A 23,698-nucleotide genomic window follows, 5' to 3' on the forward strand; every position below is an offset into this window, starting at 1 on the left:
TTCAGGCCGGGCGTACGGCGACGCGGTCCAGCGCCTCCAGCAGGCCCGGCAGATCCGGATCCCCTGCCCGGGGGACCGCGAGGACCTCGCCCGGCTCCTCGTCCAGCAGGACGAAGGCCGCCTCCCCGGTGCGGGCCACCAGCGACCAGCCGGGCCCGTCCGCCCGCAGGGTACGGGCGCCCTCGCCCGCGAAGGAGGAGCGCACCCGCCCGGGCGGCGGCGGGGTCCGCGTGTACCCCTGGGCTTCCTCCAGAGCCCGGGCGAGCCCGGGATGCGCGGCGGCCGCCGCCCCGCCGTCCGTCGCCTCGCGTTCGCGCCAGTCGGCCCACTCCCGGGCGATCTGGTCCGCGCCCATCCGCCGCTGCACCGGACCCCACGCCTCCGCCGAGGGCGGCGACAGCGGGACCCGCCCCGTACCGTCGGCGCCCTGCTCCGGATCGTGCGGTTCGGGGATCCCGGAGGCGGCCACTGACAGCTCCAGCGGCCAGCCGGCCAGCGAGACCACGATCGACCGTTCGTCGGGGGACAGGTCGTACTCCATACCGCAGTCCCACGAGGCGATGGCCGTGGCCACGAGCGAGACGTCGTCCACGACGACCGTCCAGCGCGCGCCCTCCTCGTCCTGGCCGAGCACCAGCCCGTAGCCGTCCCCACCAGGCTCCACGCCCAGCAGGGCGCAGGCCTCGGGGAAGTCGTCGCCCAGGATGCTCGGGAACTGCGCGGGGGTCAGCAGTACGGCGGTCAGCACGTACAGCGAGCCGCCGCCCTCGTCGTCGGACACCTGGCCTCCCGGTAGCTCTTTCGTCGGCGCACCTTAACTACTCGGTAACCCGCACGTCGAGAGCCTACGACCGACGATTTCCAAGCCCGCTACCTGCACGTAGAGTTGGGAGTCCGCCACAGAAAGGGACACCCGGTGCAGCGTTACGACCGGCTGAGGGAGATCCTCCGTCTCGATCCGGACAAGGACTTCCTCGCCATCTACCGGCTCACCGCCACCTATGAGTTCCCCTGGGACTTCACCCGCGCCCTGGAGCTCGCCCTCTTCCGCACGTACGCGGTCCCCGCCATCGGCGGCCTGCTCGCCGAAACCGCCGAGTTCACCGACCGCACCCAGAAGCGCTACGACGACACCGCCCTGCTCCTCGACGCGGTCGTGGAGCACGGCTTCGACAGCGATACCGCTCGCACCGCGATCCGCCGCGTCAACCAGATGCACCGCAGCTACGACATCTCCAATGACGACATGCGCTACGTCCTGTGCACTTTCGTGGTGATTCCGGCGCGCTGGCTGGACGCGTACGGCTGGCGCCCGCTGACCCACCACGAGCGCCGGGCGTCCGCGAACTACTACGCCACCCTCGGCCGCCACCTGGGCATCACGGACATTCCCGGCTCCTTCGGGGAGTTCGAGGCCACCCTGAACGCCTATGAGGAGGCCCACTTCGGCTGGGACGAGGGAGCCCGGAAGGTCGCCGACTCCACCCTCGACCTGATGGCCTCCTGGTACCCGGCGCCGCTCGCCCCCGCCGTGCGCCGCGCGAGCCTGGCCCTCCTCGACGAACCGCTGCTGAACGCCTTCCGGTTCGACCGCCCGCGCCCCGCGGTGGGCCGGCTGGTCCGGGGCGCCCTGCGGCTGCGCGGCCGCGCGGTGCGGCTGCTGCCCCCGCGCGAGGCCCCGCACTACGCCCGCCAGAACCCGGAGATCAAGGGCTACCCCGGCGGCTACGACGTGGGCGAGCTCGGCACGTTCCCCGTGCCCGGATCGGGTGGGTGCCCCGTGCCTCATCCCCGCCGGCCGGCCGGAGCCGAGGCTCAGCCTCCGGCGTGATCCCGGGTCCCTCCGCGGATCCCGGGCGAGGGGCCGACGTACGGGAATAGGTCATGCCCGACGGACGGCCAGCACCAGGAAGCGGGCGTCCTCGTCGGCGTACGAGGTCATCTCCCAGCCCGAACCGGCCAGCAGCGGGCCGAGGTTGCGCTCGGCCCGCAGGTCGTCCGGAGTGAGCTCCCGACCGTGCCGGGCGGCGAGGGCGGCTCGCCCGATCGGGTGAAACAGTGCGAGCCGGCCGCCGGGGCGCACCACCCGAGCCAGCTCGCGCAGGTTCGCGCCCGGGTCGGGCAGGTGGGCGATGAGCCCGGCGGCGAACACCGCGTCCAGCGCCCCGTCGCGCAGCGGCAGCCGGGCCACGTCGGCGAGCAGCAGCGTGCCCTCCTCGGCGCGACCGGCCCGCTGCGCGGCCGCCAGCATCTGCGGGGTGAGGTCGGCGCCGAGCACGGTTCCGGTGGGGCCGACGGCAGCCCGCAGCGGGGTCAGGGCCCGCCCGGTGCCGCAGCCCGCGTCGAGCACCCGGTCCCCGGGCCGCAGTCCGAACTCGGCCACGGCGGTCGCGAACGCGGGCCCGTCCTCTGGGAACTTGCGGTCCCAGTCGGCGGCGCGCACCCCGAAGAACTCCTGCACGTGCGTGTGGTCTTCGCTCATACGCCCATGATCTCGCAACGTCGCGCGGGCGTGTGCGTGCATGTGGCGGTGTGCGCCTGTGTCCGCCCGTGTCCGCCTGCGGACCGTGTGCAAGGTGGTACGTGGCGTGATCGAAGATGAACGTATCTCTGTCATATTCCAGCAGTTCCAGCGGCTTTCGAAATGCGCACCTTGTTCGTGCCCTCACCCGGACTAGCGTCCGGTGGCCATGGGACACCTGGACCACGCCGCCTATGGCTGGCTGACACCCGCGCTGTCATACGTGATGGCATCGATCGGCGCCGCCCTCGGGCTGCGCTGTACCGTCCGCGCGCTCGCCGCGACCGGATCCTCCCGCCGCAACTGGCTCCTCACCGCGGCCTCCGCCATCGGCACCGGCATCTGGACGATGCACTTCGTCGCGATGCTCGGCTTCGACGTCACCGGCACCGAGATCCACTACAACGTGCCGCTCACCATCCTCAGCCTGCTCGTCGCGATGCTGGTCGTCGGCGCCGGGGTCTTCGCCGTCGGCTACGGCAAGGACCGCGGGCGGGCCCTCGTCCTGGGCGGCCTCACCACCGGCCTCGGCGTCGCCAGCATGCACTACCTGGGCATGGCGGCCCTGCGCCTGCACGGTGAGATCGCGTACGACGCGCTCACCGTCGGGCTCTCCGTCGCCATCGCCGTGGTCGCGGCCACCGCCGCCCTGTGGGCCGCGCTCAACATCAAGTCGCCGGTGGCCGTCGCCGTGGCCTCGCTGGTCATGGGCGCCGCCGTCAGCAGCATGCACTACACCGGGATGATGGCCGTCTCCGTCGCCGTCGCCCCCTCGGACGCGGCGCTGCCCGGTGCCACCGCCATGCAGTTCATCTTCCCGCTCGCCGTCGGGCTCGGTTCCTACCTGTTCATCACCGCCGCCTTCGTCGCGCTCTCCCCGACCGCGGACGAGCGCGCCGCCTCGGCCTCGGCCCAGTACCTGGGGGACCACGCCGCGGCGACCCGCCGAACCGACGGGCTCGTGGAGCCGGTAGGGCCGTAGGCCCCCGCAGACCCGCAACCCGCCAACCCGCGGCCCCGGAACCCACAGGCCCGCAGCCGGCGGGCGCGCAACCCGCCCGCACGCGGCCCGCCAACCGGCGGCCCACAGGCAGGCAACCCGCAGGCCGCAGCCGGCAGGCTCGCAACCCGCCCGTCCGCGGCCAGCAGGCAGGCAACCCGCAGGCCCGCGGAGCCGCAGGCAAGCAATCCGCCGACCCCCAGCCGGCAGGCTCGCAACCCGCCCGCCGGGAGGCAGGCAACCCGCAAGCCCGCACAGACGCACCGCCGCAGGCCCGCAACCTGCCGACCCATGGGCAGCCGACCGCAGGCCCGCCGGCCGGCACAGCCGCACCGACCCCGCTCGCGCCGCGAACCCGCACCGTCCCGCTCGCGCCGCGTACCCGCACCGCCCCGGAACGAGGAGCCCATGCGCACACCCCGCAGAACACCGGAAGCAGCGGCGCCGCGGCCGCTCGCGCCTGCGGACGGCCGCGGTAGGGGAACGGGCCGCCGCGCCCACGCCGGGCCCCCGGCCGAAGAGCAGGCGGAGCACGAGCACCACCGGCCCGCCCGGCCAACCCCGCCGCAGCGCGGCCCCCGCCTGCGGCTGCGCCCCGCGACCGTCCGCGCGAAGATCGTCTCGCTGCTGATGGTGCCGGTCGTCTCGCTCCTCGCCCTCTGGGGCTTCGCCACCGTCAGCACCGCCCAGGACATGGCCCGGCTCAGCCGCGTCCAGCGGGTCGACACCGAGATACGCACCCCGGTCGCCGCCGCGCTCGCCGAGCTCCAGGCCGAACGGCGCGCCGCCGTCCGCCTCCTCGCCGACCCCGCCGCCGACCCGGGCGCTGCCCTGGACCAGCAGGCCCGCCGCACCGACGCCGCCGTCCGGCGGCTGCGGCTCGGAGACCGCAACACCGTCGCCGACTCCGGGGACTACCCCTCCGACCTCGTGGTCCGCCTGGGCGCGTTCGTCGCGGACGCCGAGGCGCTCGGCGCGGCCCGCAAGGACATCACCGGCCGCCGCGCCACCCCCGAAGCGGCCTACGAGATCTACACCCGCGTCGTGGACTCGGCCCTCGCCGTCGGGGGCGCCCTGACCGGCGGCGCGGACGCCGAACCGGTCCCCGACTCCCGGGTCCTGCTGGAGTTCGCCCGCGCCGCGGAACTGCTCTCCCGGGAGGACGCGCTGCTCGCCGCACCGGGTCAGCGCACTGCCGAAACGCTCCGGCAGCTGACCGGCACCATCGAGTCCCGCCGCGCCCTCACCGCCGCTGCGGCCCTCGACCTCCCCGCCGCCCAGCAAGCCGCCTGGGAGTCCGTCGCCAAGAGCGCCGCCTACGCCGAACTCACCGGTGCCGAGGACCGGGCGCTGGCCCTCGGCACCGGCAAGGAGGCCCGTGGGGTGCCCACCGGCTGGGAGGCCGCGCACGCCGCCGTCGCCTCCTCGATGCGGGAGATCGAGGAGGCCGCCCACGCCGCGGCCGCCGACCGGGCCGACCCCTTCGCCGAAGGGGCGCTCGGCCCGGCCGGAGCCGCCGTGCTGCTGGGCCTGGCCGCCGTCGCCGCCTCGCTCGTCATCTCCGTCCGCATCGGCCGCGCCCTCGTCGTGGAACTGGTCTCGCTCCGCAACACCGCCCTGGAGATCGCCCACCGCAAACTCCCGTACGCCATGGAGCGGCTCCGGGCCGGCGAGGACATCGACGTCGCCGCCGAGGCCCCGCCCGGGCCGCCGGCCGACGACGAGATCACCCAGGTCGGCGAGGCGCTCGACACCGTCCACCGGGCGGCGCTCAGCGCGGCCGTCGAGCGGGCCGAACTGGCCAGCGGGGTCTCCGGGGTCTTCGTCAACCTCGCCCGTCGCAGCCAGGTCCTGGTGCACAAGCAGCTCACCCTGCTCGACTCGATGGAGCGGCGCGCCGACGACCCGAACGAGCTCGGCGACCTCTTCCGCCTCGACCACCTGACCACACGGATGCGCCGGCACGCGGAGAGCCTGATCATCCTCTCGGGCGCCGCCCCCGGCCGGGCCTGGCGGATGCCGGTCCCGCTCACGAACGTCGTACGGGCCGCCGTCTCCGAGATCGAGGACTACCCGCGCGTGGAGGTCAGCCGGCTCGCCGAGGCGGCCGTCGTCGGCGGGGCCGTCGCCGACCTCACCCACCTGCTCGCCGAACTCATCGAGAACGCCACCCAGTTCTCCCCGCCGCACACCAAGGTGCGCGTCAGCGGCGAGCCGGTGGGCGCCGGGTACGTCCTGGAGATCGAGGACCGCGGCCTCGGGATGGGCCGCGAATCCCTCGGCGACGCCAACCGGCGCATCGAGCAGTCCGAGGCGCTCGACCTCTTCGACAGCGACCGGCTCGGGCTCTTCGTCGTCAGCAGGCTGTCGGCCCGGCACGGTGTGAAGGTACACCTGCGCACGTCGCCGTACGGGGGCACCACCGCCGTCGTACTGATGCCGAACTCCATGCTCCAGAGCGCGATCGCGGCCCCCGGCCCGGCCGCGGAGCCGGCCGCCGGTCCGGAGCCCGAGCCGGCCGGGACCGGGCTCCGGGACGAGGCCAGGCAGCCCTCCGCTCCGGCGGCGGTCGCGGGGCCGGTCGTGGCGGCCGAGGAGCCGCCGCCCGCCATGACCGTCGTACGGGACGACCCGCGCGGTCCGGCCCCGGCCCGCCAGGAGCCGCGCGGCCTCCCGTTTCCGGAGCCGGCCCCCGCACCGGACGGGCCCCGCCCCGCCCCGGTGGCCCCGCTGCGGCCGCGCACTCCGGGCGGCGCGGTCACCCGTACGCCGGTCGCCGCGGCGCCCGTTCCCGCCCCCGCGTCGGTGACGGAACTGCCGCGCCGGGTGCGCCAGGCCAGCCTCGTCCCCCAGCTGCGGGAGGCCCCCGCCCCCAAGGCCCCGGCCGGCGCACACCTCCCCGAGGAGCCGCCGGGACGCAGCCCGGAGCAGGCGCGGGACCGGATGGCGGCCTACCGGGCCGGCTGGGCCCGGGGCGCCCAGGAGAACTCCCCTCACGCAGGCAGCGAAGGAGAAGTGTGATGATCGAACACCAGAGGATCGACTTCAACGGGGCCCGCAGGTCCGGCGAACTGGACTGGCTGCTCGACGACCTCGTCGTCCGGGTCCGCGAGGTCCGGCACGCCGTGGTCCTGTCCAACGACGGGCTGGCGGTCGGTGCCTCCAGCGCGCTGAGCCGGGAGGACGCCGAACACCTGGCGGCCGTGGCCTCCGGCTTCCACAGCCTGGCCAAGGGCGCGGGGCGGCACTTCCACGCGGGGGGCGTGCGGCAGACGATGGTCGAGATGGACGAGGGCTTCCTCTTCGTCGCGGCCGCCGGGGACGGCTCCTGCCTGGCCGTGCTCAGCGCCGCCAGCGCGGACATCGGCCTGATCGCCTACGAGATGGCCCGGCTGGTGAAGCGGGTCGGCGAGCACCTGTACACCCCGCCGCGGTTCGCGGCGCGGCCGCCGGCCGCCGGCTGAAGGCGGCGGTCCGGCACATGAACGGCCAGTGGTACGACGCCGAGGCGGGCCCGCTCGTCCGTCCGTACGCGATGACCGGCGGGCGTACGAAGCCGGGACCCCACGGGGTCCGCTTCGACCTGATCGCGCTGGTCGTGGTGGATCCGGAGGGCACCGACGAGGCGGCCGAGTCCCTGCTCGGCCCCGAACACCGGGCGCTGCTCGGGCTCTGCCGGTCCGAGACCCAGTCGGTGGCGGAACTCGCCGCCGACGCGGACCTGCCCGTGGGGGTGGTGCGGGTGCTCCTCGGCGACCTGCTGGAGGGCGGACACGTCAAGGTCAGCCGGCCGGTACCGCCCGCGCAGCTGCCGGACGAGCGGATTCTGCGGGAAGTCATCGAGGGATTGCGAGCGCTGTGATGGGACAACACGACAACGGGCCCCTCGGGCCGGCCCCCGGCGCGGCGGCCGATCCCGGGGACGACGGCGAACTGGCCGCGCTCGCCCTGAAGATCCTGGTGGCGGGCGGCTTCGGGGTCGGCAAGACCACCCTGGTGGGCGCGGTGAGCGAGATCCGGCCGCTGCGGACCGAGGAGTTGCTGAGCGAGGCGGGCGAACTGGTCGACGACACCGGCGGGGTGGACCAGAAGACGACCACGACGGTGGCCATGGACTTCGGCCGGATCACTATCCGGTCCGGGCTGTCGCTGTACCTCTTCGGCACCCCGGGGCAGGACCGGTTCTGGTTCCTGTGGGACGAGCTGTCGCAGGGGGCGCTGGGCGCGGTGGTCCTCGCCGACACGCGGCGGCTGGAGGACTGCTTCCCCGCCGTGGACTACTTCGAGCACCGGCGGATCCCGTTCGTGGTGGCCGTCAACTGCTTCACGGACGCGCGGCGGTACGGGGCGCACGAGGTGTCGCGGGCGCTGGACCTGGACCAGGGGACGCCGGTGGTGCTGTGCGACGCGCGGGACAAGGACTCGGGGAAGGAAGTGCTGATCAGGCTGGTCGAGTACGCCGGGCGGGTGCACACCGCCCGGCTGCTGGACTCGGTGGAGCCGCAGGCCGATTCGGTGTGAACCGGCGTAGGGAGATGAGGGAGATGAGGGAGAGGAGGGGGGTGGGTTCGGGGTCGAGGTCAGTCCGAAATGCCGCTGATCGCTATCACCTTGTCGATCGGGACCCGGACGAGGAGTTCGCCGGGGACGGCGTTGCGGCGGCCGAAGGCCTCGGCGCGCTCCTCCCCCATGTAGCGGGCGCCGATGGCGGTCGCCCAGGTGAGCAACTCGTCCGGGTCCTCACTGATTTCGGCGCGGCCCTGGAGCACGACGTACGCGAACGTGGAGGGCTTCCCGGTGCGGGTGGAAGGGGACACGAAGGCCCGCCATTCCTCTTGAGTCATCTTCTTCGCCATGGGGACATCCTCCTTGCCGGAAAGGCGCTGGTGGGGAAGGCTTGCGCCACAACACGCGGGGTGAGGCGCGGCCATGTCGGCCGGGTCAACGGGGAGGGGCTGGGAATGGCACTGGACAAGCAGCTCGACTGGCTGCTGGACGACCTGACGCGCAGGGTCCAGCAGGTGCGGCATGCGGTGGTGCTGTCCAACGACGGCCTGGTGACGGGCGCGAGCGCGGGGCTGGCGCGGGAGGACTCGGAGCACCTGGCGGCCGTGGCCGCCGGGCTGCAGAGCCTGGCCAAGGGGTCGGGGCGGCACTTCAGGGCAGGGGAGGTCCGGCAGACGATGGTCGAGTACGACGAAGGGGTCCTCTTCGTCATGGCGGCGGGTGCGGGAAGCTGCCTGTGCGTGCTGAGCGCCTCCGAGGCGGACATAGGCCAGGTCGCGTACGAGATGACGCTGCTGGTCAACCGGGTGGGCGAGCACCTGGGAGTCGCGGAGCGACGCGTCACGGGCGGCTGAGGCGCGGAGCCGTCGCGGAGTTGTCCACAGGCTCTGCGGGGTGTCGTCGCGCTGAGTTACGGTCTTCACACAGAGTAATTGCTACTCGTGGGGGAGGACCGTCATGACGACACAACTGACGACACAACTGACGACACGACTGACGACGTGTGTGCCTGTCGACGTCGATGTCGAGGGCCATGGGGATGAGCTGGTGGGCGGTGTGCGGGCCGCCGGGGAACTGGGGTTGAGCCGGGGCGAGTTCGCCCGGGCCGTCCAGCTGGGGATCGTGCGTGCCGGGCCGCCGGCTTCCAGCGGAGCCGCGCGCTACGCGCGGGCCGAGCTGGAGCGGGTCAGGTCCGCGGAAGGGCGGCCGGGCGCCCTGCGTGAACGGGTCGAGACCGTGGCCGGCGCACAGGCCGCAGCCGAGGTGACGGGGGTCGGCCCGAGCCGCTTCACCCGGCTCGCCCGCTGCGGGTACGTCATCCCGGTGGCCTATCGGATCAACCGGTACCGGGCCGTGGTGTGGCTCTATCTGGCAGCGGAGCTACGGGAGTTCGCGGCCCGGGAGCCGATGATGCTGCGCGGGATCGCACCCCCGCCGGACCGGGAGCTGATGGCGGCCGGGATGGACCTGCGCCCGCCGAAGTGGCGCGGGCGGCACGTCGGGCTGCTGCTGAGACGGACCGCCGAACCCTGGGAGCGCGCGGCGGTCCTGGCCTCCGTACTCCCGGAGGAGGAGCTGCGCCGGGCCGTGCCCGATCCGGCGGAGCGGATCGTCCTGGCCGCGCTGGCTCCGCCCCCGCCGTACGGGCACCCGCAGATCCCGGCCGCCGCGGTGGTGGCGCGGCGGCTGCTGAAGGCCGAACCGCCCGAGGAGGTCCACTGGTACCGCAGCAGCCTGGACTTCGCGCTCAGCGGGGCTCGCGGTCAGTCGAAGTCGACGGGGGAAAGGGCAAGGCCGGGTAGTTAGCGAATTCGCAGGTCACGCAAGGGGTGTTGACGGAGAGCAACGGAGCTCGTTGGTACAGGCAGTCGTCCAAGACAGCTTGTCCCGCAAGGAGCTCCGTTGCCTGTCCATTCTGTCTCGCCGTCGGCGCTGTCGGCCATCACCCGTACGGTGACTGTGGCCGCGGGCCGGTTCGCTCCGGGACATCTGGGAGCGCTGACGCCGGTCGTGCCGTTCGAGCTCATCGATGCGGTTTTGTCCGAGACCGGAACCGTGCAGCGGCGGTTGCGTGATCTGCCCTCGCGGGTCGGCATGTACTTCCTCCTGGCGATGTGCCTGTTCCCCGAGGTCGGGTACCGGCTGGTCTGGGGCAAGCTGACGGCCGGCTTGTCGGGGATGCCGGTTGTCTGGCCGAGCACGAAAGCGCTACGTGATCTGCGCCGCAGACTCGGCAGCGCGCCGGTGCGGGCGTTGTTCGAGGTACTGTCCGGGCCGTTGGCCCAGCCCAGGACGCCGGGGGTGCGGTTCGGGCCGTTCCGGACGGTGTCGTTCGACGGCTGCAGCTCGATCAAGGTGCCTGACAGCGAGCGCAACCGGGGCTGGCTGGGAAAGTGTCCGCACGGCGGATATCCCCAGGTCGAGTTGATGACGCTGGTCGAGACCGGCACCCGGTCCGTGATCGGCGCGGTCTTCGGCCCCACCCGGGAGGGCGAAACCTCCTACGCCACCCGGCTGCTGAACCATCTGGGCCCCGGCATGCTGGTGCTGTGGGACCGCGGTTTCGACGGCAACGACTTCCTCGCCGCCGTGCACGCCACCGGCGCACGGGTCCTGGGCCGCATCAACCAGCGCCGCCGCCCACCGGTCCTCAAGCCGCTTGCGGACTCCTCCTACCTCTCGGTCATCGGCGGCGTCGCGGTACGCGTTATCGAAGCCCGGGTGAGCGTCATCTGCACGGACGGCAGCACCTTCGAGGGCTCCTACCGTCTGGCCACCACGCTCCTGGACGCCCGTCGCTACCCGGCCGACCGCCTCGTTCGTCTCTATCACGAGCGGTGGGAGCACGAGAGTGCCTACTACGCCTTGCGTCACACCATCCTGCACGGACGCGTCCTGCGCTCGCACGACCCAGCCGGCGTCGAGCAGGAGATGTGGGCCCTGCTCACGCTCTACCAGCTCCTGCGCCGCACCATGGTCGAGGCCGCGGAGTCCCAGCCCGGCACGGATCCCGACCGCTGCGGCTTCACCATCGCCTTCCAAACTGCCCGCGACCTGCTGGTATGCGCGGAAGGAATCTTCGAGCAGGGCCTTGGAGCAATCGGCCACCGCGTCCTGTCGGCGCTGTTGCCCGCACGGCGGTCCCGCGTGAGCACCCGCAAGGTGAAGTCACCCATCTCGCGCTACGCGGAACGGAAACTGGACGGCCGCCCTGACAGCAGCCGGGCCCTGACCTCGACGACGATCACTCTCCTGCCGCCGCCAACGCCGCGGCCCGCGCTACCCGCGACGACCGTCCCCCAGTACGCCGGTCCCGGAAAGACCAGCAGCCGCATGGCCCGCGTCCTGGCCATCCTGCAGGCAGAGCCCGAACGGCTCTGGCGAGCACGGGAGATCGCCGAGCTACTCGGCGACGTCACCCTCGTCGCCACCTACCGACAACTCGCCCGCTGGACCGAGAAAGGAATGATCAAAAGAGTCCGCACAGGCCGCTATACAGCTATCGCCCAGGACAACAGATCCCTTGCGTGACCTGCGAATTCGCTAACTACCCGGCCTTGGGGGAAAGGGGGCCGACGTAGACCCAGGCCCCGTCCTCGCGGGAGAAGCCGCTGTGTTCGTGCAGTGAGCCGGTGTGCCGGCCCTCGCGGTAGTGCGCGCGGAACTCCACCGAGCCCTCCGTCTCGAACATCCCGCCGCGCTCGGTGGCGAGGATCTCCAGCCGCTCCCAGCGCTGGTCGGGATCCAGGTCGAGCCGGGCCGGGCGGGTGGAGGGGTGCCAGGAGCGCAACAGGTAGGCCGTGTCGCCGACGGCGAAGGCGCTGAAGCGCGAGCGCATCAGCCGTTCGGCGGTGGGTGCCTGCTTCGCGCCGGAGTGGAAGCGGCCGCAGCACTCGGCGTAGGTGGCGGGCAGCCCGCAGGGACAGGGGTTGGCCGGGGTGGGCATGGGCGTGCTCAGTTCTCGGGGGAGGAGGCGGCCGGTCGGGCCGGCCGGGACGGCTTGGCGGGGTACGGGCGGAAGAGGCCTTCCTGGACCACGGAGACCAGCAGCCTGCCCTCCAGGTCGTAGATGCGGCCGCGGGCCAGGCCCCGGCCGCCGTGCGCGATGGGGGACTCCTGGTCGTACAGGAACCACTCGTCCGCGCGGAACGGCCGGTGGAACCACATGGCGTGGTCGAGGCTCGCCATGTCGAATCCGCGCATCCCCCACAGGGGTTCCACCGGGATGCGCACGGCATCGAGGAGGGTCATGTCACTGGCGTAGGTGAGGGCGCAGGTGTGCACGAGCGGGTCGTCGCCCAGGGGGCCGACCGCGCGCATCCACACCGCGCTGCGCGGATCGGCGCCCTTGAGCTCCTCAGGGGTCCAGCGGAGCCGGTTCACGTAACGGATGTCGAAGGCCTGGCGGCGGGCCATCCGCTCCAGCGCCTCGGGCAGCGCGCCCAGGTGCTCGCGGATCTCGTCCGCGACCTTCGGGAGCGTGTCCGGATGGGGAACGTGGTGAGGAGGGAGTTGGTGCTCGATGCCGCCCTCCTCCGGATGGTGGAAGGAGGCGGTGAGATTGAAGATCGTCTTGCCCTGTTGGACCGCGGTGACCCGGCGTGTGGTGAAGGACCGCCCGTCGCGCACGCGCTCCACCTGGTACACGATCGGCACCCCGGGGATGCCGGGGCGCAGGAAGTACGCGTGCAGCGAGTGGACCGGGCGGTCGCTCTCCGTGGTCCGGCCGGCGGCCACCAGCGCCTGGCCGGCGACCTGGCCGCCGAAGACGCGCTGGAGGGACTCCTGGGGGCTGGCGCCGCGGAAGATGTTGACCTCGATCTGCTCCAGATCGAGCAGATCGACCAGTCTCTCGGCGGGGTTCGTCATCAGAGGCTCTCCACTGTCGGCGGGTCCGGTGGGATGCGGGGTTCGGTCAGAGCGCGCCGAGTTCGCCGACGGAGGTGACCCGGATGACCGCCCGGCCCTCCTCGTCGGAGGCCGCGAGGTCGACCTCGGCGCTGATGCCCCAGCCATGGTCCCCGTTGGGGTCGGCGAAGGTCTGCCGGACGCGCCACAGGCCGTGCGCCGGGTCCTCCTCGATCTGGAGCAGCTTGGGGCCGCGCGCGTCAGGACCGGTGCCCAGGTCGTCGTACTCGTCCCAGTACCCGTCCATGGCCTCGCCCCAGGCGTCCGCGTCCCAGCCGGACTCGGCGTCCAGCTCGCCCAGCACGTTGACGTGGTCGAGGGCGGCCAGCTCCACCCGGCGGAACATGGCGTTGCGGACCAGCACGCGGAACGCGCGCGCGTTGGCGGTGACCGGCTTGACCTGGTCGGCCTTCTCCTGGGCCTGCTCCGCCGTCTCCACCTCCGGGTTCGCCAGCTGCTCCCACTCGTCGAGCAGGCTGGAGTCGACCTGGCGGACCAGCTCGCCGAGCCACTCGATCAGGTCCTGGAGGTCCTCGGACTTGAGGTCGTCGGGGATGGTGTGGTCCAGCGCCTTGAACGCGCTCGCCAGGTACCGCAGCACGATGCCCTCGGTGCGGGCCAGCTCGTAGAAGGAGGTGAACTCGGTGAAGGTCATCGCGCGCTCGTACATGTCGCGGATGATCGACTTCGGGGAGACCGGGTGGTCGCGCACCCACGGGTGGCTCTTGGCGTAGACGTCGTAGGCGTGGGAGAGCAGCTCTTCGAGCGGCTTGGGATAGGTGACGTCCTGGAGCCGCTCCATCCGCTCCTCGTACTCCATCCCGTCGGCCTTCATCTGGCCGACCGCGATGCCGCGCTCCTTGTTCTGCTGGGCGGCCAGGATCTGGCGCGGGTCGTCCAGCGTGGACTCCACGACGGACACCATGTCCAGCGCGTAGGACGGGGACTCCGGGTCCAGCAGGTCGAAGGAGGCCAGGGCGAAGGTGGACAGCGGCTGGTTCAGCGCGAAGTCCTGCTGGAGGTCGACGGTGAGCCGGATCGTGCGGCCCTCCGCGTCCGGGGTGTCGAGCTTCTCGACCACGCCGCCGTCCAACAGCGAGCGGTAGATCGCGATGGCCCGGCGGATGTGCCGCAGCTGGGCCTTGCGCGGCTCGTGGTTGTCCTCCAGGAGGTGGCGCATGGCCTGGAAGGCGTCGCCCGGCCGGGCGATGACCGACAGCAGCATGATGTTGGTGACCTTGAAGCGCGAGGTCAGCGGCTCCGGGTCGGCGGCGATGAGCTTCTCGAAGGTGGTGTCCGACCAGGCGACGAAGCCCTCGGGGGCCTTCTTGCGCACCACCTTGCGGCGCTTCTTCGGGTCGTCGCCCGCCTTGGCGAGCGCCTTCTCGTTCTCGATGACGTGCTCGGGCGCCTGCGCGACCACATAGCCCGCCGTGTCGAAGCCGGCCCGGCCGGCGCGGCCGGCGATCTGGTGGAACTCGCGGGCGCGCAGGGTGCGGACGCGGTTGCCGTCGTACTTGGTGAGAGCGGTGAACAGCACCGTGCGGATGGGGACGTTGACCCCGACGCCGAGGGTGTCCGTTCCGCAGATGACCTTCAGCAGGCCGGCCTGGGCGAGCTTCTCCACCAGGCGGCGGTACTTGGGCAGCATGCCGGCGTGGTGCACGCCGATGCCGTGCCGGACGTAGCGGGAGAGGTTCTGACCGAACTTCGTGGTGAAGCGGAAGTTGCCGATCAGCTCCTGGATCTTGTCCTTCTCCTCGCGGGTGCACATGTTGATGCTCATGAGCGACTGAGCCCGCTCGACGGCCTGAGCCTGCGTGAAGTGCACGATGTAGACGGGGGCCTGCCGGGTCTCCAGCAGCTCGGTGATCGTGTCGGTGATCGGCGTGGTCACGTACTCGTACGACAGCGGGACCGGCCGCGTCGCGGAGCGGACGACCGACGTGGGCCGGCCGGTGCGCCTGGTCAGGTCCTCCTCGAACCGCTTCACGTCGCCGAGGGTCGCCGACATCAGGATGAACTGCGCCTGCGGCAGCTCCAGCAGCGGGATCTGCCAGGCCCACCCGCGGTCCGGCTCGGCGTAGAAGTGGAACTCGTCCATCACGACCTGGCCGATGTCGGCGTGCTTGCCGTCGCGCAGGGCGATGGAGGCCAGGACCTCGGCGGTGCAGCAGATCACCGGCGCGTCCGCGTTGACGGAGGCGTCGCCGGTCAGCATGCCGACGTTCTCGGTGCCGAAGAGCTTGCACAGGTCGAAGAACTTCTCCGACACCAGTGCCTTGATCGGGGCGGTGTAGAAGGTGACCTTGTCCTGGGCCAGGGCGGTGAAGTGCGCGCCCGCCGCGACCAGGCTCTTGCCGGAGCCGGTCGGGGTGGAAAGGATCACGTTCGCCCCGGAGACGACCTCGATCAGCGCCTCCTCCTGCGCCGGGTACAGGGTGATGCCCTGGTCCTCCGCCCACGAGGAGAAGGCCTCGAAGAGGGCATCGGGGTCGGCGTTCGGCGGGAGCTGATCAATGAGGGTCACGCCCCCCATCTTGCCTGGCTTCCCCCCGGATCAGGGAACCGGCGGACAGAACGAAGATCGTCGACGGTACGCTGTGCCGTCGACGCGGCCCGAACGAAACCTTCAACTGGGCCCGACCAGCACAGAACCGGGGCGGAACACGACCATGATGGGTCCGGCGCACTCACTGTCAGGGGCAGCGGCCTGGCTGGGGGTGGGCGCGGCGACCGCGGCCGCCGGACATTCCATGCCATGGCCTGTCCTCGTCGTCGGCGCGCTGATCTGCGCGGGAGCCGCCCTGGCCCCCGACCTCGACCACAAGTCGGCGACGATCTCGCGCGCCTTCGGACCGCTCTCCCGCGGCCTGTGCGAGGTGGTCGACAAGATCTCCTACGCGGTCTACAAGGCGACCCGCTCGCCGAAGGACGCCCGCCGCTCCGGGGGCCACCGCACCCTGACGCACACCTGGCTCTGGGCGGTCCTGATCGGCGCCGGCGCCTCCGCGCTCGCCGCGCTCGCCGACCGCTGGGGCGTGCTCGCGATCCTCTTCGTCCACCTGGTGCTCGCCGTCGAGGGCCTGCTGTGGCGGGCCGCCCGGATGTCCAGCGACGTCCTGGTCTGGCTGCTCGGCGCGACCAGCGCGTGGATCCTGGCCGGCGTCCTGGACCAGCCGGGCAACGGCGCGGGCTGGCTGTTCACCGGGCCCGGGCAGGAGTACCTGTGGCTGGGCCTGCCGATCCTGCTCGGCGCGCTCGTCCACGACATCGGGGACGCGCTGACCGTCTCCGGCTGCCCGGTCCTGTGGCCCCTCCCGATCGCCGGCAAGCGCTGGTACCCGATCGGCCCGCCGAAGATGATGCGCTTCCGGGCCGGCAGCTGGGTGGAGCTCAAGGTCCTCATGCCGGTGTTCGTCCTGCTGGGCGGCTTCGGCGGGGCGTCGGCCCTCGGCTTCATCTAGCCCGAGGGCCCGCCCCCGTCCGGTCAGCCGTGCCAGGACCGCCACAGGGCCGCGTAGGCGCCGTCCGCGGCGACCAGCTCGTCGTGCGAGCCGAGTTCGCTGATCCGGCCGCCCTCGACCACCGCGATCACGTCCGCGTCGTGCGCCGTGTGCAGCCGGTGGGCGATGGCGATGACCGTACGGCCGTCCAGCACCCGGGCCAGGGAGCGCTCCAGGTGCCGGGCCGCGCGCGGGTCCAGCAGCGAGGTCGCCTCGTCCAGCACCAGCGTGTGCGGGTCGGCCAGCACCAGCCGGGCCAGCGCGATCTGCTGGGCCTGCGCCGGGGTCAGCGCCGTACCGCCGGAACCGACCTCGGTGTCCAGGCCGGATGCCAGGGCACGCGCCCAGCCGTCCGCGTCCACGGCGCCCAGCGCCTCCCACAGCTCCGCGTCCCCGGCGCCCGTCCTGGCCAGGCGCAGGTTGTCCCGCAGCGAACCCACGAACACGTGGTGCTCCTGGTTGACCAGCGCCACGTGCTCGCGCACCCGCTCCGCCGGCATCTGCGACAGCCGTGCCCCGCCGAGGGTGATCTCGCCGGTCCGCGGCGCGTAGATGCCCGCGAGCAGCCGCCCCAGCGTGGACTTGCCCGCGCCCGAGGGGCCGACGAGCGCCATCCGGGTGCCCGGCGGCACGGACATCGACACCTGGTGCAGGACGTCCACGCCCTCCCGGTAGCCGAAGCGCACCTCGTCCGCGCGGACCTCACGGCCCTCGGGCCCGACCTTCGCGTCCCCCGCGTCCGGCTCGATCTCCCGTACGCCCACCAGACGGGCCAGGGAGACCTGGGCGATCTGCAGCTCGTCGTACCAGCGCAGGATCAGGCCGATCGGATCGACCATCATCTGGGCCAGCAGCGCGCCCGTGGTCAGCTGCCCCACCGACATCCAGTCCCGCATCACGCAGAAGCCGCCGATCATCAGCACCGAGCCGAGGATCGTCACGTACGTGACGTTGACGACGGGGAAGAGGACCGTCCGCAGGAACAGCGTGTACCGCTCCCACGCCGTCCACTGCTTGATCCGCCGCTCCGACAGAGCGATCCGGTCCCGACCCAGGCGGTGCGCCTCGATGGTGCGGCCGGCGTCCACCGTCTCGGTGAGCGCGGCCGCGACCGCCGCGTAGCCGGCCGCCTCCGAGCGGTACGCCGACGGAGCCCGCCGGAAGTACCAGCGGCAGCCGATCACCAGCACCGGCAGCGCCACCAGCGCGGCCAGCGCCAGCGGCGGAGCCGTCACCGCGAGCGCCCCGAAGAGCAGTCCCGCCCACACCACGCCGATGGCCAGCTGCGGCACGGCCTCGCGCATCGCGTTGGCCAGCCGGTCGATGTCGGTGGTGATCCGCGACAGCAGGTCACCGGTCCCGGCCCGCTCCAGCACGCCCGGCGGCAGCCCGACCGACCGTACGAGGAAGTCCTCGCGCAGCTCGGCCAGCATCCGCTCGCCGAGCATCGCCCCGCGCAGCCGGACCAGCCGGACGAAGAACGTCTGGACCGCGAGCGCCAGCGTGAACAGCAGCGCCACACGCCCGAGGTGGAGCTCGCGCGCCCCCGCCGTCAGGTCGTCCACGACCCGGCCCAGCAGGTAGGGGCCGACCATGGAGGCGATCACCGCGACCGCGTTGACCGTCACCAGCACGACGAAGGCCCGCCGGTGCCGGCGGAACAGGCCGCGCACATAGCCCCGTACGGTCGCCGACGTGCCCACGGGCAGGGTCGCGGCCGACTCGGGGGCCGCCGGATCGTATTCCGGCGGCGCCACGCCGATCATGCGGATTCCTCGATCTCTGTGAGTGCTTCTTCCAACCGGTCCATCTCGACCGCGGCGAGACGCTGCTCCTCCTCGGTCTCGCGGGTGACGACCGCCCGGTAGAGCGGTTCGCCGTGCAGCAGCTCGCGGTGCGTACCGATCGCCGCCACCTTCCCCCCGTCGATGAGGACGACCCGGTCCGCGCGGTCCAGCAGCAGCGGTGAGGAGGCCAGGACCACGGTGGTCCGCCCGGCGCGCAGCGCCGCGACCCCCTCCGCGATCCGTGCCTCGGTGTGCGAGTCGACCGCCGAGGTCGGCTCGTCCAGCACCAGCACCTCCGGGTCGGTGACCAGGGACCGCGCCAGCGCCAGCCGCTGGCGCTGCCCGCCGGACAGCGACCGGCCGCGCTCCGTGATCCGCGCGTCCATCGGATCCTCGACCCCGTCCGGGGCCGACTGCAGCAGCGCGTCCAGCACGTCCGCGCACTGGGCCGCCTCCAGCGCCGCGGCGGCCTCCACCGCCCCCGAGGCCGGTACGTCGAACAGCTCGCGCAGGGTTCCGGACAGCAGCACCGGATCCTTGTCCTGTACGAGGACCAGCGTGCGCGCGGTGTCCAGCGCGAGCTCGTCGAGCGCGACCCCGCCGAGGAGCACCGAGGGCCCGCCGACCGCGCCTTCCTCCCCGTCCATGGGATGGCCGCCGAGACGTTCCGCGAGCCGGCCCGCCAGGTCCGGGTCCCCGCACACGACGGCCGTGAACCGGCCCGCGGGGGCCAGCAGTCCGGTCTGCGGGTCGTACAGGTCCCCGCCCGGAGCCGGGGCCCGCGGAGCCTCGGCGGCGGGGTGTTCGGCGGCGTCCGTACGGGTCAGCGACAGCACCCGGGCGGCCCGCTGGGCGGAGGGCCGGGAGAAGGAGTACGCCATGGCGATCTCCTCGAAGTGCCGCAGCGGGTAGAGCAGCGTGGCCACCGCGCTGAAGGCGGCGACGAGTTCACCCACCGCGATCCGGTCGTCCACGACGAGCGTGGCGCCGTACCAGACCACCGTGATCAGCAGCGCTCCCGGCAGGAGCACCTGGATCGCGGAGATCAGCGCCCACATCCGGGCGCTGCGCACGGCCGCCTTGCGGACCTCCTGCGAGGCCTCGCGGTAGCGGCCGAGGAAGAGCTCCTCGCCGCCGATGCCGCGCAGCACCCGCAGGCCCGCGACGGTGTCGGAGGCCAGCTCGGTGGCCTTGCCCGCCTTCTCCCGCTGGAAGTCGGCCCGTTGGGTGGCGCGGGGCAGCAGCGGCAGCGCGGCCAGGGCGACCAGCGGCACGCCGACCGCCACGACCACGCCCAGCGCGGGCGCGTAGAACAGCAGGCCGACGCAGACGAGGACGACCGCGAAGGCGGCCGCGAGGAAGCGGGAGACCGCCTCGACGAACCAGCCGATCTTCTCGACGTCGCCCGTGGACACGGCGACCACCTCGCCCGCCGCGACCCGCCGGGTCAGGGCGGAGCCCAGTTCGGCGGTCTTGCGCGCCAGCAGCTGCTGCACGCGCGCCGCGGCGGTGATCCAGTTGGTGACGGCCGTCCGGTGCAGCATGGCGTCGCCGAGCGAGATGGCGACGCCGAGCAGGACGAGCAACCCGCCGACGAGCAGCAGCCGTCCGGCGTCCCGGTCGACGACCGCGTCCACGCCCAGCCCGACGGCGTACGGAAGTCCGGCGATGCCGGAGAAGTGCAGCAGCCCCCAGCCCAGGCTCTTGAACTGTCCGCCGAGCTGGCCCCGGCCGAGCCAGACCAGGAACCGGGGACCGGAACGGGCGTCGGGCACCCCGGGATCCGGATACGGAAGATCGCTGATCTGCATGACGCCCCATGACGGTCGAGTGGTTCAAACCGTGCAAGGTTCGCCTTCCGGGCGGGCTCCGGGCAATCGATTTTCCACCGCCAAAGCCCCCTCGCGGGGAGGTTTACGGGCTCGCCGGCCGACGTAGCGCCAGGTCAGGAACGTCGGTCAGGGGCGTGTGGCGTGCTCCAGTTCGAGCAGAACCGAGTAATAGGCGCGTCCGGTGGCCCGGTCCATGCCCACCTCGCACATCCGGTTCGCCGACAGGTGGGCGTCGAAGGGCCGGGCCGTCACCTCCGCCGCCTCGCGCGCCGTCGCCGAGGCCGTCAGCTCCGGGTGCAGCATGCCCCGGTCGCCCGCGAAGGCACAGCAGCCCGCGTCGTCCGGGACCACCACCTCGTCGGCGCACGCCTCGGCGACCGTCCGCAGCTGCGCCTCGTCGTCCAAGTGCCGCATCGAGCAGGTGGGGTGGAGCACCGCCGAGCCCACGGTGCGGCGGATCTCCAGATGCGGCAGCAGTTCCTCGGCCGCCCACACGACGGAGTCGACGATCCGCAACTGCGCGTGCAGAGCCCGGTTGTCGTCCGTCAGGTACGGGACCACCTCGTCCGCGATGCCCAGGGTGCAGGAGGAGGCGTCGACCACCAGCGGCAGCCGGCCGCCCGCGGTCCAGCCCCAGGCGGCTTCCACGATCCGGTTGGCCATCACCCGGTTCCCGGCGACGTAGCCCTTGGAGTGCCAGATCGTCGCGCAGCAGGTGCCGGCCACGTCCCGGGGGATCCACACGGGCTTCCCGGCCCGCTCGGACACGGCCACCACGGCCTCCGGGAGGGAGGGCCCGGGCCGGCCCTCGGGGCCGCCGAAGATCCGGTTGACGCAGGCCGGGTAGTACACGGCGGCGGCCCCCACCCGCCGGGTCTCGGGCAGTTTTCGAGCCGCGGCGCCGGGGATCTGCGGCAGCCACTCCGGAACCAGGTCCGGTCGTACGGCTTTCCGCGCGGCCCCCGTCACGGCCGCGAGGAGCCCGTCCCCGACCCGGTCGGCGGCGGCCACGGCCAGTCGGGCGGCTGCCTCGACGGTCCGGAACCGGCGCGCGGCCAGTGCGGCGGCCCGCTCCTCGCGCGGGCTGTGCCGGCGGTGGCGGAAGTCCTTCATCAGCGCGCCCGTGTCGATGCCCACCGGGCAGGCGAGCTTGCAGGTGGAGTCGCCCGCGCAGGTGTCGACGGCGTCGTAGCCGCAGGCGTCGAGCAGCCCGTCCAGCACGGGGGAGCCGGGCGGCTGGCGCATCATCTCGCGGCGCAGCACGATCCGCTGGCGCGGAGTGGTCGTCAGGTCCTCGCTGGGGCAGGTCGGTTCGCAGAATCCGCACTCGATGCAGGGGTCGGCCACCGCCTCCACCCGCGGGATCGTCTTCAGACCGCGCAGATGGGCCTGCGGATCGCGGTCGAGGAGGATCCGCGGGGCGAGCACCCCGTCCGGGTCCACGGTCCGCTTGGTGCGCCACATCAGCTCGGTGGCCTTGGGGCCCCACTCCAGCTCCAGGAAGGGGGCGATGTTGCGGCCGGTGGAGTGCTCGGCCTTCAGCGAGCCGTCGAACCGCTCCACGGTGAGCCGGCAGAAGGCCTCCATGAAGGCCGCGTACCGCTCGACGTCGGCGGGCTTGGCGGCGTCGAAGGCGAGCAGGAAGTGCAGGTTGCCGTGGGCCGCGTGACCGGCGACGGCCGCGTCGAAGCCGTGCCGCGCCTGGAGTTCGAGGAGGGCCTCGCAGGCTTCGGCCAGCCGGGACGGCGGAACGGCGAAGTCCTCGGTGATCAGCGTGGTGCCGGAGGCGCGGGCGCCGCCGACGGCGGTGACGAAGGCCTTGCGGGCCTTCCAGTAGCCGCTGATGGTGTGCGCGTCGCGGGTGAAGGCATTGGTGATCGAGGGCACTGGGGCCACCAGGTCGAGCCCGGCGAGTACCTCGGCGGCGCGGCGCTCGTACGCGTCGCGGCCGGCCTCGTCCGGAGCACGGAACTCCACCAGCAGGGCGGTGGTGCCCTTGGGCAGGTCCGCCCAGTCCGCGGGGACGCCGGCGACGCTGACCGAGGCGCGCAGGGTGTTGCCGTCCATCAGCTCGACGGCGATGGCGCCCGCTTCGTTGAAGAGCGGCACGGCCGCGGCCGCGGCGGGCAGCGAGGGGAAGAACAGCAGGGCGGAGCAGAGCGAGCGGTCCAGCGGGAGGGTGTCGAAGACGACCTCGGAGATGAAGCCGAGGGTGCCCTCCGAGCCGACCATCAGCCCGCGCAGGATCTCCACGGGGGTGTTGCCGTCCAGGTATGCGTCGAGCCGGTAGCCGGTGGTGTTCTTGATCTCGTACTTGGCGCGGATCCGCCGGACGAGCCCGGGGTCGGCCTCGATCTCCTTCTTGATCTCCATCAGCCCGTGGCACAGGGCCGGTTCGGCACGCGCCAGTTCCTCGTCGGCCAGCGGGTCCGCCGTGTCCACCACGGTCCCGCCGGGCAGGACGAAGGTCAGGGAGGAGAGCGTGCGGTACGAGTTCCTCGTGGTGCCCGCGGTCATGCCGGACGCGTTGTTGGCGACGACTCCGCCGAGGGTGCAGGCGATGGCGCTGGCCGGATCGGGGCCGAGGACGCGGCCGTGCCGGGCGAGGGCGGCGTTGGCCCGCAGCACCGTGGTGCCGGGCCGGATCCGGGCGCGCCGACCCCCCTCCAGCACCTCGACGCCGGCCCAGTGGCGGCGTACGTCGACGAGGATGTCCTCGCCCTGGGCCTGCCCGTTCAGCGAGGTCCCGGCGGCGCGGAAGACGACCTCGCGCTGGCGCCCGTGGGCGTACGAGAGGACCGCCGAGACGTCGTCGATGTCCTCGGCGATCACCACGACCTGGGGTACGAAGCGGTAGGGGGAGGCGTCGGTGGCGTAGCGGACCAGGTCGGAGACCTTCCACAGCACCTTCTCGGGGCCCAGGAGCTCGGCCAGCTCGGTGCGCAGCGGCTCCGGGGTGCCGGCGGCCCGGTGTGCGGGCATCCGGTCGGGGGCGGGGCCGCTGATGCTGCGGGGGCGCAGGGTCCCCGGCTTCGGTTCCAGCAGCGGCATGTGCGACCCCTCGCCTCACTCGCGGCCCGCGCATGCGCGGCCGTCTTCTCAGCAGCGGCGCTCCGCCGGGGCGTCCGACAGGGCGTTCAGCAGGCCGCCGAGCACCTCGCGCTGTTCGGCGGTCAATGGAGCCAGGATCTCCTCTGCCGCGTCGGTTCGCGCGTTGCGCAGACGGCGCAGCGTGGCGCGGCCGGTGTCGGTGAGCTCGATCCGTATGACGCGGCGGTTCGCCGGATCGGGCGCGCGGCGCACGCACTCGGCCGCCTCAAGGCCGTCCACGAGGGTGGTCACCGCCCGCGGGACCACCTCCAGGCGGGTGGCGAGGTCCGCCATCCGGGGAGGCTGCTCGCCCTCGTAGTGCGAGACGAGGCGCAGCAGCCGACTCTGGGCGGGAGTGATTCCGAGCGGCTCCATGTGGCGCTTCTGGATCCGGTGGAGCCTGCGCGTCAGGCGGAGGAGCTGCTCGGCGAGGAGGCGATCGGTGTCGGAGGCGGAGCTCATGCCGGGAACAATATCAGGATGCCGTTCATTGTGAGTATAGGTAACAATCACCTATGCTCCAATGGCGCCGGGCCCACGAGGACCCG

The 23,698-nt window shown here is 72.7% G+C and carries 20 protein-coding genes; 10 read left to right on the forward strand and 10 right to left on the reverse strand.

Going from position 1 to position 23,698, the window contains the following annotated elements; genetic code table 11:
• Position 1: 1 nt before the first annotated feature.
• A complete protein-coding gene (locus ACGFYU_RS04235; RefSeq protein WP_393825688.1) occupies positions 2-781 on the reverse strand; it encodes a hypothetical protein in 780 nt (259 codons plus the stop codon).
• A gap of 135 nt (positions 782-916) precedes the next feature.
• Here ACGFYU_RS04235 and ACGFYU_RS04240 point away from each other — a divergent pair, with 135 nt between their 5' ends.
• Complete coding sequence (locus tag ACGFYU_RS04240) at positions 917-1,831, forward strand: oxygenase MpaB family protein (protein ID WP_393825689.1); 915 nt, start codon at positions 917-919, stop codon at positions 1,829-1,831.
• Positions 1,832-1,882: 51 nt separating this feature from the next.
• Here the strand turns inward: ACGFYU_RS04240 and ACGFYU_RS04245 are convergent, their stop codons facing one another.
• Complete coding sequence (locus ACGFYU_RS04245) at positions 1,883-2,482, reverse strand: class I SAM-dependent methyltransferase (protein ID WP_393825690.1); 600 nt, start codon at positions 2,480-2,482, stop codon at positions 1,883-1,885.
• A 208-nt stretch (positions 2,483-2,690) separates the two neighbouring features.
• Between ACGFYU_RS04245 and ACGFYU_RS04250 the strand changes: the two genes are divergently transcribed.
• The 5 genes from ACGFYU_RS04250 to ACGFYU_RS04270 all read left to right on the forward strand — a co-directional run bounded on the left by ACGFYU_RS04250 (position 2,691) and on the right by ACGFYU_RS04270 (position 8,042).
• On the forward strand, positions 2,691-3,503 hold the full coding sequence (locus ACGFYU_RS04250; protein WP_393825691.1) for an MHYT domain-containing protein: 813 nt from the start codon (positions 2,691-2,693) through the stop codon (positions 3,501-3,503).
• Between the two features lie 426 nt (positions 3,504-3,929).
• Positions 3,930-6,542 carry a nitrate- and nitrite sensing domain-containing protein gene (locus ACGFYU_RS04255; RefSeq protein WP_393825692.1) on the forward strand — a complete coding sequence of 871 codons (2,613 nt, stop codon included), beginning with the start codon at positions 3,930-3,932 and terminating at the stop codon, positions 6,540-6,542.
• Positions 6,542-6,985, forward strand: a complete 444-nt coding sequence (locus ACGFYU_RS04260) for a roadblock/LC7 domain-containing protein (RefSeq protein WP_393825693.1) — start codon at positions 6,542-6,544, stop codon at positions 6,983-6,985. The genes ACGFYU_RS04255 and ACGFYU_RS04260 overlap by 1 nt, the downstream gene beginning before the upstream one ends.
• Positions 6,986-7,002: 17 nt before the next feature.
• Positions 7,003-7,383, forward strand: coding sequence for a DUF742 domain-containing protein (locus ACGFYU_RS04265; RefSeq protein WP_365481238.1), 381 nt, complete (start codon positions 7,003-7,005; stop codon positions 7,381-7,383).
• The gene (locus ACGFYU_RS04270) at positions 7,383-8,042 is read left to right on the forward strand and encodes an ATP/GTP-binding protein (protein ID WP_393825694.1); all 660 of its coding nucleotides are present in this window, start codon (positions 7,383-7,385) and stop codon (positions 8,040-8,042) included. The genes ACGFYU_RS04265 and ACGFYU_RS04270 overlap by 1 nt, the downstream gene beginning before the upstream one ends.
• A gap of 59 nt (positions 8,043-8,101) precedes the next feature.
• On the opposite strand, the gene ACGFYU_RS04275 is transcribed toward ACGFYU_RS04270, so the two are convergent.
• Complete coding sequence (locus ACGFYU_RS04275) at positions 8,102-8,377, reverse strand: hypothetical protein (protein ID WP_393825695.1); 276 nt, start codon at positions 8,375-8,377, stop codon at positions 8,102-8,104.
• Between the two features lie 105 nt (positions 8,378-8,482).
• Here ACGFYU_RS04275 and ACGFYU_RS04280 point away from each other — a divergent pair, with 105 nt between their 5' ends.
• The 3 genes from ACGFYU_RS04280 to ACGFYU_RS04290 all read left to right on the forward strand — a co-directional run bounded on the left by ACGFYU_RS04280 (position 8,483) and on the right by ACGFYU_RS04290 (position 11,558).
• Positions 8,483-8,881 (forward strand): roadblock/LC7 domain-containing protein, encoded by a 399-nt coding sequence (locus ACGFYU_RS04280; protein WP_215016362.1) that lies wholly within the window; start codon positions 8,483-8,485, stop codon positions 8,879-8,881.
• Positions 8,882-8,984: 103 nt separating this feature from the next.
• Positions 8,985-9,833: a DUF6397 family protein gene (locus ACGFYU_RS04285; protein ID WP_393825696.1), complete on the forward strand. Its 849-nt coding sequence runs from the start codon at positions 8,985-8,987 to the stop codon at positions 9,831-9,833.
• A gap of 147 nt (positions 9,834-9,980) precedes the next feature.
• Positions 9,981-11,558 (forward strand): IS4 family transposase, encoded by a 1,578-nt coding sequence (locus ACGFYU_RS04290; protein ID WP_393825697.1) that lies wholly within the window; start codon positions 9,981-9,983, stop codon positions 11,556-11,558.
• A gap of 16 nt (positions 11,559-11,574) precedes the next feature.
• On the opposite strand, the gene ACGFYU_RS04295 is transcribed toward ACGFYU_RS04290, so the two are convergent.
• Genes ACGFYU_RS04295 through ACGFYU_RS04305 form a run of 3 tightly spaced genes read right to left on the reverse strand, consistent with a single transcriptional unit; the run spans position 11,575 to position 15,465 of the window.
• Positions 11,575-11,973, reverse strand: a complete 399-nt coding sequence (locus tag ACGFYU_RS04295; protein WP_393825698.1) for a YchJ family protein — start codon at positions 11,971-11,973, stop codon at positions 11,575-11,577.
• Positions 11,974-11,981: 8 nt separating this feature from the next.
• Positions 11,982-12,896 (reverse strand): acyl-CoA thioesterase, encoded by a 915-nt coding sequence (locus ACGFYU_RS04300; RefSeq protein WP_393825699.1) that lies wholly within the window; start codon positions 12,894-12,896, stop codon positions 11,982-11,984.
• A 46-nt stretch (positions 12,897-12,942) separates the two neighbouring features.
• Complete coding sequence (locus ACGFYU_RS04305) at positions 12,943-15,465, reverse strand: DEAD/DEAH box helicase (RefSeq protein ID WP_393825700.1); 2,523 nt, start codon at positions 15,463-15,465, stop codon at positions 12,943-12,945.
• A 145-nt stretch (positions 15,466-15,610) separates the two neighbouring features.
• Between ACGFYU_RS04305 and ACGFYU_RS04310 the strand changes: the two genes are divergently transcribed.
• Positions 15,611-16,402, forward strand: a complete 792-nt coding sequence (locus ACGFYU_RS04310; RefSeq protein WP_393825701.1) for a metal-dependent hydrolase — start codon at positions 15,611-15,613, stop codon at positions 16,400-16,402.
• Between the two features lie 23 nt (positions 16,403-16,425).
• Here the strand turns inward: ACGFYU_RS04310 and ACGFYU_RS04315 are convergent, their stop codons facing one another.
• The 4 genes from ACGFYU_RS04315 to ACGFYU_RS04330 all read right to left on the reverse strand — a co-directional run bounded on the left by ACGFYU_RS04315 (position 16,426) and on the right by ACGFYU_RS04330 (position 23,612).
• Positions 16,426-18,207: an ABC transporter ATP-binding protein gene (locus ACGFYU_RS04315; protein WP_393825702.1), complete on the reverse strand. Its 1,782-nt coding sequence runs from the start codon at positions 18,205-18,207 to the stop codon at positions 16,426-16,428.
• Complete coding sequence (locus ACGFYU_RS04320; RefSeq protein ID WP_393825703.1) at positions 18,204-20,039, reverse strand: ABC transporter transmembrane domain-containing protein; 1,836 nt, start codon at positions 20,037-20,039, stop codon at positions 18,204-18,206. Before ACGFYU_RS04320 ends, ACGFYU_RS04315 begins: the two co-directional genes overlap by 4 nt.
• A gap of 147 nt (positions 20,040-20,186) precedes the next feature.
• A complete protein-coding gene (locus ACGFYU_RS04325) occupies positions 20,187-23,111 on the reverse strand; it encodes an FAD-binding and (Fe-S)-binding domain-containing protein (RefSeq protein ID WP_393825704.1) in 2,925 nt (974 codons plus the stop codon).
• 48 nt (positions 23,112-23,159) lie between these two features.
• Positions 23,160-23,612 carry a MarR family winged helix-turn-helix transcriptional regulator gene (locus tag ACGFYU_RS04330; RefSeq protein ID WP_393825705.1) on the reverse strand — a complete coding sequence of 151 codons (453 nt, stop codon included), beginning with the start codon at positions 23,610-23,612 and terminating at the stop codon, positions 23,160-23,162.
• Between the last annotated feature and the right edge of the window lie 86 nt (positions 23,613-23,698).

Origin of the sequence: Streptomyces sp. NPDC048337, assembly GCF_043201175.1 — a bacterium.
Classification (GTDB): Bacteria; Actinomycetota; Actinomycetes; order Streptomycetales; family Streptomycetaceae; genus Streptomyces.